The 11,819-nt window shown below is 67.2% G+C and carries 13 protein-coding genes; 4 read left to right on the forward strand and 9 right to left on the reverse strand.

All coding sequences use genetic code 11. The annotated features are described in order from the left end of the window. Positions 1 to 21: 21 nt before the first annotated feature. Genes rplW through rpsJ form a run of 4 tightly spaced genes read right to left on the reverse strand, consistent with a single transcriptional unit; the run spans position 22 to position 1,998 of the window. Positions 22 to 327: a 50S ribosomal protein L23 gene (gene rplW, locus IT779_RS15320; RefSeq protein WP_040794483.1), complete on the reverse strand. Its 306-nt coding sequence runs from the start codon at positions 325 to 327 to the stop codon at positions 22 to 24. Continuing rightward, a complete protein-coding gene (gene rplD, locus IT779_RS15325) occupies positions 324 to 1,004 on the reverse strand; it encodes a 50S ribosomal protein L4 (protein WP_196149968.1) in 681 nt (226 codons plus the stop codon). Before rplD ends, rplW begins: the two co-directional genes overlap by 4 nt. Further along, positions 1,001 to 1,675 carry a 50S ribosomal protein L3 gene (rplC, locus tag IT779_RS15330; protein WP_196149969.1) on the reverse strand — a complete coding sequence of 225 codons (675 nt, stop codon included), beginning with the start codon at positions 1,673 to 1,675 and terminating at the stop codon, positions 1,001 to 1,003. Before rplC ends, rplD begins: the two co-directional genes overlap by 4 nt. A 17-nt stretch (positions 1,676 to 1,692) precedes the next feature. Continuing rightward, on the reverse strand, positions 1,693 to 1,998 hold the full coding sequence (rpsJ, locus tag IT779_RS15335) for a 30S ribosomal protein S10 (protein WP_003938093.1): 306 nt from the start codon (positions 1,996 to 1,998) through the stop codon (positions 1,693 to 1,695). Between the two features lie 507 nt (positions 1,999 to 2,505). Here rpsJ and IT779_RS15340 point away from each other — a divergent pair. After that, positions 2,506 to 2,982 (forward strand): hotdog fold domain-containing protein, encoded by a 477-nt coding sequence (locus IT779_RS15340; protein ID WP_196149970.1) that lies wholly within the window; start codon positions 2,506 to 2,508, stop codon positions 2,980 to 2,982. 61 nt (positions 2,983 to 3,043) lie between these two features. Further along, the gene (locus tag IT779_RS15345) at positions 3,044 to 4,240 is read left to right on the forward strand and encodes a lycopene cyclase family protein (RefSeq protein ID WP_196149971.1); all 1,197 of its coding nucleotides are present in this window, start codon (positions 3,044 to 3,046) and stop codon (positions 4,238 to 4,240) included. A gap of 55 nt (positions 4,241 to 4,295) precedes the next feature. Here the strand turns inward: IT779_RS15345 and IT779_RS15350 are convergent, their stop codons facing one another. From IT779_RS15350 to IT779_RS15365, 4 genes are all read right to left on the reverse strand, one after another. After that, positions 4,296 to 4,886, reverse strand: a complete 591-nt coding sequence (locus tag IT779_RS15350) for a Uma2 family endonuclease (RefSeq protein ID WP_196149972.1) — start codon at positions 4,884 to 4,886, stop codon at positions 4,296 to 4,298. A gap of 92 nt (positions 4,887 to 4,978) precedes the next feature. Further along, positions 4,979 to 5,845, reverse strand: a complete 867-nt coding sequence (locus IT779_RS15355; protein WP_196149973.1) for an ABC transporter permease — start codon at positions 5,843 to 5,845, stop codon at positions 4,979 to 4,981. 14 nt (positions 5,846 to 5,859) lie between these two features. After that, positions 5,860 to 6,684, reverse strand: a complete 825-nt coding sequence (locus tag IT779_RS15360; protein ID WP_196149974.1) for an ABC transporter permease — start codon at positions 6,682 to 6,684, stop codon at positions 5,860 to 5,862. Continuing rightward, positions 6,681 to 7,652, reverse strand: coding sequence for an ATP-binding cassette domain-containing protein (locus tag IT779_RS15365; RefSeq protein ID WP_196149975.1), 972 nt, complete (start codon positions 7,650 to 7,652; stop codon positions 6,681 to 6,683). The genes IT779_RS15360 and IT779_RS15365 overlap by 4 nt, the downstream gene beginning before the upstream one ends. A 392-nt stretch (positions 7,653 to 8,044) precedes the next feature. Here IT779_RS15365 and IT779_RS15370 point away from each other — a divergent pair, with 392 nt between their 5' ends. Further along, a complete protein-coding gene (locus IT779_RS15370) occupies positions 8,045 to 9,571 on the forward strand; it encodes an aldehyde dehydrogenase family protein (protein ID WP_196149976.1) in 1,527 nt (508 codons plus the stop codon). Between the two features lie 27 nt (positions 9,572 to 9,598). On the opposite strand, the gene IT779_RS15375 is transcribed toward IT779_RS15370, so the two are convergent. Continuing rightward, positions 9,599 to 10,825 carry a TetR/AcrR family transcriptional regulator gene (locus IT779_RS15375; protein WP_196149977.1) on the reverse strand — a complete coding sequence of 409 codons (1,227 nt, stop codon included), beginning with the start codon at positions 10,823 to 10,825 and terminating at the stop codon, positions 9,599 to 9,601. Positions 10,826 to 10,979: 154 nt separating this feature from the next. Here IT779_RS15375 and IT779_RS15380 point away from each other — a divergent pair, with 154 nt between their 5' ends. After that, positions 10,980 to 11,780, forward strand: a complete 801-nt coding sequence (locus IT779_RS15380) for an enoyl-CoA hydratase-related protein (RefSeq protein WP_196149978.1) — start codon at positions 10,980 to 10,982, stop codon at positions 11,778 to 11,780. Positions 11,781 to 11,819: the final 39 nt, after the last annotated feature.

The following is an 11,819-nucleotide window of genomic DNA, read 5'->3' on the forward strand; positions in this document are numbered from 1 at the left end:
GCTTTCTGGATTCCCGCTCGCTTACGCGACCGGGCCTCCGAAGATCTCGATGGGCTTGCTGTCGGCCGAGATGGTCACGAGCGCGCGCTTGGTGTTCTTGCGCTTGCCGTAACCGAAGCGGGTCCGCTTGCGCTTGCCCTGACGGTTGGCGGTGTTGACGCTGGTCACCTTCACACCGAAAACCTTCTCGACGGCGATCTTGATCTGCGTCTTGTTGGAGTCCGGGTGCACGATGAAGGTGTAGGTGCCTTCTTCGATGAGTCCGTAGGACTTCTCCGAGATGACCGGCGCCAGCAGGATGTCGCGGGGGTCGGCGATGGTGGTCACTTGCTCTCCTCCTGAGCCGACTCAGTCGGACCATGGACGAAGGCATTCAGAGCCTCCACGCTGAACACCACTTCGTCGCTGTAGAGCACGTCGTAGGTGTTGAGCTGGTCCGGAGCGATCGGCAGCACGTTTTGCAGGTTCGCCACGCTCTTCCAGGCGGCGACATCCTCACGACCGACGACGACCAGGAACTTCTTGCGATCCGAGAGCTCGGACAGGAAGGACTTGGCGGTCTTGGTCGACGGGGACTGCCCGGCCACCAGTTCGGTGACGACGTGGATGCGTTCGTTGCGCGCCCGGTCCGACAGGGCGCTGCGCAGTGCGGCGGCCTTCATCTTCTTCGGGGTGCGCTGGCTGTAGTCGCGCGGCTGCGGGCCGTGCACGGTGCCACCGCCGGTGAACTGCGGCGCGCGGGTCGAGCCCTGACGGGCGCGGCCGGTGCCCTTCTGCCGGTACGGCTTCTTGCCGCCGCCGCGAACCTGGCCGCGCGTCTTGGTCGCGTGGGTGCCCTGGCGAGCCGCGGCCAGCTGGGCGACGACGACCTGGTGCATCAGCGCGATATTGGCCTCGACGTCGAAGATCTCCGCGGGGAGCTCGACCGTGCCATTGGACTTGCCACCGATCTCCTTCACCGGGAGGGTGAGGTTGGCGGCTTTTTTCTCGGTATTGACGCTCATGCGTGCGCACCACCCTTCACGGCGCTCTTCACGATCACGACGCCGCCGGTGCGACCGGGGATCGCTCCCTTGATCAGCAGCAGGCCGTTCTCGGTGTCCACCTTGTGAACCGACAGGTTCTGGGTGGTGACGCGGTCGCGACCCATCCGACCCGACATGCGCATGCCCTTGAACACGCGACCGGGGGTGGCGCAACCGCCGATGGAACCGGGCCGACGGTGCACGGCCTGCGCACCGTGCGAGGCGCCCTGGCCGCGGAAGCCGTGACGCTTCATGGTGCCCGCGAAGCCCTTGCCCTTGCTGGTGCCGGTGACGTCGACGTAGGAGCCCTCTTCGAACACGTCGGCGGAGATCTCCTGGCCGACCTCGAAGGTGGAGGCGTCGGCGACGCGGATCTCGGCGATGTGGCGGCGCGGGGTGACACCGGCCTTGGCGAACTGGCCGGAGACCGGCTTGTTCACCTTGCGGGGGTCGATGGCGCCGAAGGCGACCTGCACGGCGCTGTAACCGTCGGTCTCCACGGTGCGGATCTGGGTGACGACGTTCGGACCCGCCTTGATGACGGTGACCGGGACGACGCGGTTCTTCTCGTCGAAGACCTGGGTCATACCGAGTTTGGTGCCCAGGATGCCGGCCGCGGGCCGGTTCTTTCGGTCGATGCTGTCAGTCATTCGAATTCCTACCGCCGTCACTGAATGTTGACGTCGACGCTGGCCGGCAGGTCGATGCGCATCAGCGCGTCGACCGTCTTCGGCGTCGGGTCGAGAATGTCGATCAGCCGCTTGTGCGTGCGCATCTCGAAGTGTTCGCGCGAGTCCTTGTACTTGTGCGGCGAACGGATGACGCAGTACACGTTCTTCTCGGTGGGCAACGGCACCGGGCCGACGACACGGGCCCCGGTACGGGTCACCGTCTCGACGATCTTGCGCGCGGACGCGTCGATCGCCTCGTGGTCGTAGGCCTTCAGCCTGATGCGGATCTTTTGTCCCGCCACGCTAAGTGTCCTTTTCTCCGCTTACGTTGTGGTCCGGTCGCCGTGGCTCCCGCACCCCTATTTGCACAGCCCGAACACACGAAGACGCCTCAGAGAGACCTCGCACCGGGACACGCCCGATCCTCGCCGCTGTTCATCTGTCATGGTTCTCCGGTCCACGCGGTCGGGCGTGTCGCTCGGCCGCTCATTCCTGTGCCCGGATCGAAAACTTCATCTCAGGCCTGGAACGTCTGTCCCGGACGTATCCGCGCCGTCGGACGGCCGGATACTCGATGGGGTACTGCACGCCCTGCCCGTCCGATGTCGAGTCCGTACGGCCGCGAAGTCCATACCGAAATGACATGAGCCGGTGCAAGGCAACCCGAACAGTATGCCCGATGGCCACCGGACACTTCAAATCCACCCCCACTTATCCGGTTCCCGCCGCATCACGGCCGGTCAGGGACCACTTTCTCGGATATGCGCGCGCCGCGCGCCGGTTAACTTACTTTTGAGTAAGATACGCGCATGGCGAAAGAGACCGCGACCTACCGCAGCTGGAAGAAACTGCCCGACAACCGGCTGGGGCACGCGCTGTTCTCGCTGGGCATGGTGGCCAAGGTGCCGTACTTCGGGACGGTGCTGCCGACCGTGACGCGGCTCGAACCCGGACTCTGCGAGGTGACGGCGCCCAAATGGTTCGGCATCCACAACCATCTTGGGACCTACCACGCGATCGCGGCGTGCAACCTGGCCGAGGTCGCGATGGGGATGCTCAGCGAGGCGACGGTGCCCGCGACACACCGATGGATCCCCAAGGCGATGAACGTGCGGTATCTGTCCAAGGCCGAGACGGGGCTGCGTGCGGTCGCCGCACTCGCCGAAATTCCGGATTTCGCCCAGGTCACCGAGGGTGTCGAGCTGATCGTGCCGGTGGCCGTCCACGACAAGCGCGGCGTCGAGGTGGTGCACGCCGACATCACCACCTGGGTCACCCCGAAGTAGGGCGCGTGCGATTCGCCACGGGTTGTTGCACCGGCGCGGGGCCGTCGATTGAATTCCTCCTATGAGTGACAGCGCTGTCCGCGAGTTCGACGTCGCCGTGGTCGGGCTCGGCCCCACCGGTCGCGCGCTCGCCCACCGGGCGATGCGCGCCGGACTCGCGGTCGCCGCCGTCGATCCGCGCCCCGACCGGCTGTGGCCGCCCACCTACTCGTGCTGGGTTGACGAATTGCCGCAGTGGCTGCCGGAGAGCGCGATCGCGCTGCGCATACCCGTGCCGACGGTGTGGACCAGCGCCGAGCACCGGATCGAGCGGCCGTACTGCGTGCTGTCCAAACCCGGTCTGCGCGAAGCGTTGTCGTTGGACGAGGCCGCCGTGTTCGCGGGCCGCGCCACGGAGGTCGAGGCGAACCGCGTCACGCTGCACGACGGCACGGCCCTGCGCGCCGCGGTGGTCTTCGACACCCGCGGCCTACCGCCGCTCGGACGCCGCCGCGCCGCGAGCGCCCACGGCATCTTCGTCGACGCCGAGGTCGCCGCACCCATGGTCGGCGCGGACCAAGGACTGCTGCTCGACTGGCGACCGGAGAACGGCGCAGGCCCCGACGAGCCGCCGTCGTTCCTGTACGCGGTGCCGCTCGGCGACGGCCGGGTGATCTTCGAGGAGACCAGCCTCGGTCTGCGCGGCGGCATGCCGCAACGAGTCCTGCGCGAACGCACCCTCAATCGCCTTGCCGCACACGGGATTCGCCTCACTGGCGACGAGCCGAGCGAAGCCGCGCACTACCCGCTCGACCAGCCTCCGCCGAAGAACTCCGCGGGCGCGATCACCTTCGGTTCCCGCGGCGGCATGATGCACCCCTGCACCGGCTACAGCGTCGCCGACGCACTGTCGCTGGTAGACACCGCCGTACAAGCCGTCCGCGACGGCCGCGACCCCGTCCGCGCACTGTGGCCGTGGCAGGCCCGCCTCGTCTACTGGATGCGCATGCGCGGCCTCTACGGCCTCGGCCGCCTCACCACCGCCCAATCCATCGCCATGTTCGAGGCGTTCTTCACCGAATCCGACCGAGGCCAACGCGCCCTGCTCTCCGCCCACGCCGACCACACCGCCCTGGCCGCCGTCCTCGTCAACACCGTCGCCCACACCTGGCCATTCCACTGGCGCTACGACCTGGTCGGCTGGACCAACCGCAACCGCTGGCGCGACCACCCCTTCAGCCCAGCTCCCGAGTCGGACGAAGCCTCACGCGGCATCTGACACATCGAGCAAAGACATCGCTTCGGCTCGAACGCCGTTTCGGAACAACCGAAATCTATTCGAACTCGGCGGTATCCAGAGTCAGGGCGAACGGCGAAGGTAGATCGAGTGGCTTGCCGAAGGGGACACGAACCTCTTGTCGATAGTCGATCAGGTCGCCTGCGCCACCGGGTTCCCCGAACAACGTAACCGAGTGGATCTCCCGATCAACGAGCAGGTACAGAGGCACGCCGCCGCGTGCGTAGCAGTACCTTTTACTCTTCCGATCACGCTCAGGTTTGGTGCTGGTCACCTCAACCACCATCAACACCTTGTCGACCGGCATCCATGAGCCCTCGCCCCGATACGCTCGCACCGGCACGAAGACACCATCCGGAATGAGGTGGTTCTTGACGCACAACCCACCCTTGTCGAGCAAGAGCCCCTTGTTCCCGGAGAAATCCACATCAACAGCCGAACCTTTGATGACCTGCCTGTTGATTGACGCGATGATGCTTTCGTGGTCGCCTCTCGGCGGCGGTGTCACGATTATCTCCCCCTCGATCAGCTCGGCCCGAAATCCCTCCGGAGGCTCCAGCGCATAGAAGCCCTCCAGTAGTACGTCCGCCGGATCCCTCTCCGGTTCATGCGCGGTAGCTGCGGTCACTGCTCACACCTCCCTCTGCTCGTGCACTCAGCATACGGACGCGACAGGCAATCGCGATATCTCCAATTGATCGGTTTGCCGAGGTAACAGGCTCAGGCGCCGGTTTCGGCGGCGCGGCGGTAGCCGCGGATGGCGGGGTAGGCGAAGGCGGCTACGAGGCCGACGGTCCAGGCGACGGTTTTCCAGAGGGGTTCGGCTACGGGGCCGCCGTAGGACAGGCCGCGCATGGCGTCGATGGCGCAGCTCATGGGTTGGTTCTCGACTACGTCCTGAAGCCAGGTGGGGTAGGCCGTGACGGGGACGAAGCCGGTGTTGAAGAACATCAGCAGGGTGTTGAAGATGCTGACGAGGCTGACCAGCATCACGCCCTCGGTGATGGTTGCCAATGCGGTGACCAGGACCGCGAAGCCGACGCCGAAGAGTACGGGGATGCCGATCATGGCCAGTGCGGCAAGGACGCCCTGGTCGAAGCGGAAGCCGATGACGAAACCGACCGCGATCACGAACAGGGTGGTGATCAGGACGCGGACCGCCTCGGCAAGGAGGCGGCCGGTGAGGCCCGCGGCGCGGTGCACGGGCATGGTCCAGAAGCGGCCGAGCAGTCCGGTGGCCTTCTCGACCTTGAAGCCGAGCGCGCTCACCACCGCGCCCGCCATCGCCGCGACCAGGGTGATCATCGGCACCTGGCCGTAGACGGCGGGTTTGCCGGTGGCGTCGCCGATCGCGTCGCCGAGCACGACGTGGAACATCAGCAGGGTGACGGCCGGGTACAGGATGGTCTGGATGGTGGTCGCCGGATCGCGCGCCCACCCGTAGAGCAGCCGCTTGCACTGCACGAGACTGTGCGAGACCCAGGTGCCGAACGCGCCCTCCCCTCGCGGATCGGTGACCACGGGCAGCGGTTCCCGATGCACCGTCGCGGCGTCGGACGTCACGGTGTCCTCCGTACTCTCGTTCATGACCGCCGCTTTGTTCATGACCGCCTCACACTCGCCCACACCGCGAACGGGATGAACACGATCGTCAACCCGCCGAGCCACAGCAACGGAACCCACAGCACCTGCCAACTCACTCCGTCGGCGGCCATGTCACGCATGGCGAAGGAGAACTGGGAGATGGGCTGGTTCCGCACGAACGGCCTTATCCATTCGGGGAAATTCGCTTCGGGCACGAACCCGCAGGACAGCATGCCGAAGATGATGGTCGGCAGCGTCAACGCCTGACTCAGCGATTCCGGGCTCTTGGTCAGGCTGCCGAGTCCGTCGGCGCCGATCGCGAGCACGGTGCCGACCGCGAGGGAGAACGCGCAGAACAGCGCGGCCTGCCCCCAGCCCGCGTGGAACCGGAAGCCGATCATGTGCCCGAACAGCAGCGCGCCGGTGAGCGAGGTGCACGACCTGACCAGTCCGGCGCTGATGCGCGCCGAGAGCGGGACCAGCGCGCCGATGGGCATGGTCTGCAACCGGGTGCTGAGTCCGGTGAGCGCTTCGAAGGCCGAAAGCTGGGCGTTCGACATCATGGTGAACGCCATGGTCTGCAACACGATGACCGGCATGACGAACTGTGCGTAGTCGATGCCCTGGAACTTCATCACGAACCGCAGCGGCAGGTAGAAGCCGAGGGTGAAGACCAGCGGGGTGACGAACGCGACGATCAGTTCGCCCTTGGTGGCCATGGTCCACACGACGCGCCCGGTGAGCGCCCGCCACTGCGCGAAGGAGGACGGGTGCGCCACCGGAAGGTCGGCGAACAGGGTGGCGGTCTCGGAGTCGGGGCGCTCGCTGGTCGCGGCGGTCATGCGTGGCCGCCCGAATGGCCGGTGATGGACAGGAACACGTCGTCGAGGGAGGGTCTGCGCAATCCGATGTCGGCTAGGTCGACGCCGACGTAGTCGAGTCGGCGCAGCGCTTCGGCGAGGGTGGCCGCGCCGTCGGGGGCCGGGATGGACAGCCGGTCGGCGCCGTCGAGGTCGGCGAGCACCGCGGCCGGGACCAGGTCGCCGAGCGCGTCGGCGGCGCGCTGCAGGTGGGTCGGGTCGAGCGGGACGATCTCGCAGTAGCTGCCGCCGGTCTTCTCCTTGAGTTCGTCGGCGGTGCCTTCGGCGATGACCGTGCCCTTGTCGATGACGATGATGCGGTCGCTGAGGATGTCGGCTTCCTCGAGGTACTGGGTGGTCAGCAGCACGGTGATGCCCTGCGCCTTGAGGATCTGCACGAGATCCCAGACGCCCTGGCGGCTGCGCGGATCGAGTCCGGTGGTCGGCTCGTCGAGGAAGACCACCTCGGGGCGCACCACGAGTCCGCAGGCGATGTCGACGCGTCTGCGCATGCCGCCGGAGTAGTTGCGCACCGCGCGGCGGCCCGCGCTCACCAGGTCGAATTGCTCGAGCAGGTCGTCAGCGCGGCGGCGGGCGACGGGTTTGCGCAGGCCCATGAGGCGGCCGAACAGTTCCAGGTTCTCGCGGCCGGACAGGTTCTCGTCCAGCGCGGCGTACTGTCCGGTCATCATGATCGAGCGGCGCACGCCCGCCGGGTCGGTGCGCACGTCGTGTCCGGCGACGGTGGCGGTTCCCGAGTCGGGACGCAGCAGGGTCGACAGGATCTTCACCGTGGTGGTCTTGCCCGCGCCGTTGGGGCCGAGGATGCCGAGCACGGTGGCCTTGGCCGCGGTGAAACTGATGCCGCGCAACGCGTGGACCTCGCCGAAGGATTTACGGACGTCGGTCACGGTCACCGCGGGCGACTCTGCTTGGTTCTGGCTCGGCATCAACTCTCCACTATCGGCCGGGTACGGCGATCTCGCCGGGCCGCACCGCAGTGTGCGCGCCCTCCGGTGGAGATCGGACCGCTCGGCGTGATGTTACCGGCCCGCCGACGGGGAACGGGCAGACCGTCGCGATGGATCGGGGAGACCGTTCCGATCCCACTGGAACGCCGATCAACTGTGGTATTGATCACATTTTTCCAGGCCGTCGGTAGTGCCTGTGAATCATCGCTGGTCCGGCCGTCACAGGGGCAGCGCAAGGGCGGCGATGATGTCTTGTCGGGTCCGGCTCGCCGCCCATAATCTGCAAGGAGGGGAATTGATGTACTCACTCGTCGGCGGGGTCGCCGCACAGCGGGTGAGTGCCAGGGCGGGGAGACTGCGAAGAGGTGATCATGACCGAGTCAACGCAGCCACGAGTGGCGCTGTTTCCGGGCGGGGCGGCCAGATCCGAAGTCCTTACTTCCTACGATCCTCGCACCGGGGAAGTCGTGGGAAGCTACGCCGTGATGGGCGCGAACGAGATCAATCGCACGGTTCGCGCCGCTCGATCGGCCGAAAAATGGTGGAGCGAACTAGGTTTCAGCGCCCGCAAGCGCCTGCTGCTGGAATGGAAGCGTGGCATCGCAAGGCGGGCAAGCGAATTGGTCGACCTCATCTGCGAGGAAACCGGAAAACCGGAGGCGGACGCGGTGATCGAGGTGATGCTCGCCGTCGAGAACCTCGACTGGGCCGCGCGCAACGCCGCGCGTTCCCTGCGCCGCCGCGGCCTCGGGTCGAGCTGGCTCACCCGCAACCAGAAGGCTTCGGTCGGGTACCTGCCGCTCGGCGTCATCGGCGTACTCGGCCCTTGGAACAACCCGGTTTTCACGCCGATGGGGTCGATCGCCTACGCGATGGCAGCGGGTAACGCGGTGGTGTTCAAGCCGCACGAACTCACCACCGGCGTCGGAGTGTGGTTGGCGGAGAGCTGGAGTCGGGTCGCGCCCGAACAGCCCGTGCTCCAGGTGGTCACCGGGGACAAGGTTACCGGTTCCGCACTGTGCCGCGCCAAGGTCGACAAGATCGCCTACTCCGGCTCGGAAACAGGTGCGCACGAGGTGATCTCCCTGTGCGCGCAGACCATGACACCGGTCGTCGTCGAACACGGCGGCAAGGGAGCGATGGTCGTGCACGTGGACGCGGTGCTCGACGATGCCGCCGAGGCAGCGGTTTTCGGCGCCATGGCCAATGCGGGCCAGAACCCCACCGGAATCCAGCGCGTCTACGTCGCGGACTCGGTGTACGACAACTTCCTCGAACTCGTGGTCGATCAGACGAAGCGGCTGCGCCCCGGCGCGGACAAGCGCGCTTCCTACGGCCCGATGGTGCTGGAATCACAGGTCGACGTGGTGCGCAAACAGGTGCGCGATGCCCTCGCGCACGGCGGCAGAGCCGTTGTCGGAGGCATGGATTCGATCCGCGAACCGTATATCGAGCCGATCGTGCTCGTCGAGGTCCCCGAGGAGAGCACCGCCGTCACCGGCGAGGCCATCGGCCCCGTGCTGATCGTGAACCGGGTGGCGACCATGGAGGAGGCCGCGGAACGAATCAACGCCACCGGCAACGGGATCGCGGTCTCGGTGTTCACCCGCGACGTGCACAGCGTCGACACCTTCGCCGAACGGCTGCGCGTCGGCGTGGTGACGATCAACTCCTCGACCGCTTACACCAGCATCCCCGCGCTGCCGTTCGGCGGCGTCGGCGAATACGGGCAGGGGCACAGTCACGGCGAACTCGGACTCCGCGAGTTCTCCCGCACGCTCGCGGTGGCGCGCAAGCAATACCGGGCCCCGGTGAACCTGTCCACATTCGACCGCCATCCCAGGCACCTGCGCTTCGCCAAGAGCATGTTCCGACTACGCCACGCCCACCGCGCGTGAATTCAGCCGAGTAGAACGGCTGTGAACTCAGCCGAGTAGAACGGCTTCCATCAGCGCGGTGACGCGGGCCAGTTGCGCCGGGCGGGCGTCGAATCGGACCAGTCGGCCGACATCGATGATCTGCCCGATGGCGGCGTGCACCCGGAAACGCGCTTCGGTCGGGTCGCCGTCGAGGAGGTTGGCCCACTCCTGCACGTTCTGGCGTTGGATGGCGCGGAGTTTGTGCTGTTCGGCCGGTGGCAGATTGCTGAACTCGGCGTAGTAGACGGGCATGATCTCCGGCATCGCGAAGGTCAGCCTGGCTTGGCGCTGCGCGATGCCGCGCACCGCGTCGGGGCGGTTGGTCGCCTCGGCGAGCGCTTCGGTGATGGCCATCGCGACGCGGTCGCCGGTGCGGTAGAAGGCCGCGGCGAGCAGGTCGGATTTGCTGGTGAAGTATCGGTAGACGCTGGAGGCGTTGATGCCGACGGCCGCGCCGATCTCCTCGATGCTTGCCTCGTGGTAGCCCTGCCTGCCGAAGATCTTGATGGCCTCGGTGAGCAGCTGTTCGCGTTTCGAGGTGACGGGCAGGCCCTTGACGACCGGGCCGGGTTCGGGCGGCGGCGGGGCGGGCGGCAGTTCGAGGCGGACCAGCGCGCCGCACATCCGCCGCATCAGCGGCAGCAGCTTGGCGCCGGAGAGCGCGGTGCGGTGCGCGGAGATGCTGGCGACGGCGCTGAGCACCGAGGCGGCGAGCATGGCGATGTCCTCGGGCGGGGTGTCCGGGCGCAGTCGCGCGATGGGCGCGGCCACGGTGGCGTTGAGGTCGTCGTAGATCTTGCGGATGCGCACGCGGTCCTCGCGCTCGAGGTAGCGCCGCTCCCAGCGGTAGAGGCCCGCTTCGCGGCGGATCTCGATGGTGTGTTCGCACAGCGACTTGATCAGCGCGTCGAGTCGCGGTTCGGGGTCGAGGGTGCTGTCGTCGGCGGCGCGCGCGACGTCGAGCAGGTGCCGCGCGCCTTCTTCGGCGGCGGCCACCAGCAGGGCGTATTTGTTGGCGAAGTGCCGGTACAGCGCCGGTCCCGAGATGCCGACCTCGGCGGCGATCTCGTCGACGCCGACCGGGTAGTAGCCGCGTTCGCTGAACGCGCGCGCGGCCGCACGCACGATCTGCACCTTGCGGTCCTTGGGGCGCCGACGCACCGCCTTGCTGGCGTCCGCCGCCGGATCGGGGCGCGCGGGCGCGAGTTCGACCTCGCTGCGATCCGCGACCATCCATCACTCCGTTCCGGGACCCCTCGGGTCGGTATGGGCGCCTGTTCCTCGTTGTTGACAGCGCCCGACAAGTCAACCTAAGTTAACCACAATTCGCAATGTCAACCATCATTCGTATTGCGATGCCGGTCCAACGGCAGACCAGGAGCAGAAGATGAGTACCACCGATTCCGCCACCGCGGGCCGCTTCTCCGCCGTGCGCGACGGCAAGATCCTGCGCGTCACCATCACCAACCCGAAGCGCAAGAACGCCATCGACTACGACACCATGGCCGCGCTCGGCGACACCTTCCTCGCCGCCGCGCAGGACCGCTCGGTCCGCGTCGTCGTGCTCACCGGCGAAGGCGGCGACTTCTGCACCGGCGCCGACCTGTCATCCTCGGCCGCCGAAGCCGAGCGCGGCATCACCTCCGAAATGGTCATGGACGTCGCCAACCGTTTGGTGAAATCCATTGTGGACTGCCCGGTTCCGGTTGTCGCACGAATCAAGGGCGCCGCCGCGGGCGTCGGCGTCGGCGTCGCACTCGCCGCCGACCTCGTCTACGCCGACACCGACTCCTACCTGCTGCTCGCCTTCATCAATATCGGCCTGATGCCCGACGGCGGCGCCGCCGCCATGGTCGCCGCGGCTGCCGGACGCCCCCTGGCCGCGGAAATGGCGCTGCTCGGCGAGCGACTGCCCGCCGAGGAGGCCAAGCGCTACGGGCTGTTCACCGCCGTACTCGCAGGCGAGGAACTCGATGCCAGGGTCGAGGCGGCCGCCGCGAAGCTGGCCGCCGGACCGCGCCGCGCACTCGAACTCACCAAACGCGCACTGAACGCCGCGACCCTCCCCGGACTCGACACCGCCCTCGCCGCCGAGAAGGCCGGTCAGACCGAGTTGCTGAGCTCCCCCGACTTCTTCGAAGGCGCCACCGCGATGCTCACCAAGCGCAAGGCGGTCTTCGCGGACTGAGCCCCCGACGAGACCCCCGCGCTGAGACCGGACCGTGGC

It is taken from the genome of Nocardia bovistercoris (assembly GCF_015674855.1).
Taxonomy (GTDB): Bacteria; Actinomycetota; Actinomycetes; order Mycobacteriales; family Mycobacteriaceae; genus Nocardia; species Nocardia bovistercoris.

Bases quoted from the DNA above. Each gene is read 5' to 3' on its own strand.
- IT779_RS15355 (WP_196149973.1), bottom strand. From the start codon at position 5,845: ATGAACGAGAGTACGGAGGACACCGTGACGTCCGACGCCGCGACGGTG.
- IT779_RS15360 (WP_196149974.1), bottom strand. From the start codon at position 6,684: ATGACCGCCGCGACCAGCGAGCGCCCCGACTCCGAGACCGCCACCCTG.
- IT779_RS15375 (WP_196149977.1), bottom strand. From the start codon at position 10,825: ATGGTCGCGGATCGCAGCGAGGTCGAACTCGCGCCCGCGCGCCCCGAT.
- IT779_RS15370 (WP_196149976.1), top strand. From the start codon at position 8,045: ATGACCGAGTCAACGCAGCCACGAGTGGCGCTGTTTCCGGGCGGGGCG.
- IT779_RS15365 (WP_196149975.1), bottom strand. From the start codon at position 7,652: ATGCCGAGCCAGAACCAAGCAGAGTCGCCCGCGGTGACCGTGACCGAC.
- IT779_RS15345 (WP_196149971.1), top strand. From the start codon at position 3,044: ATGAGTGACAGCGCTGTCCGCGAGTTCGACGTCGCCGTGGTCGGGCTC.
- rplC (WP_196149969.1), bottom strand. From the start codon at position 1,675: ATGACTGACAGCATCGACCGAAAGAACCGGCCCGCGGCCGGCATCCTG.
- rplD (WP_196149968.1), bottom strand. From the start codon at position 1,004: ATGAGCGTCAATACCGAGAAAAAAGCCGCCAACCTCACCCTCCCGGTG.
- IT779_RS15380 (WP_196149978.1), top strand. From the start codon at position 10,980: ATGAGTACCACCGATTCCGCCACCGCGGGCCGCTTCTCCGCCGTGCGC.
- IT779_RS15340 (WP_196149970.1), top strand. From the start codon at position 2,506: ATGGCGAAAGAGACCGCGACCTACCGCAGCTGGAAGAAACTGCCCGAC.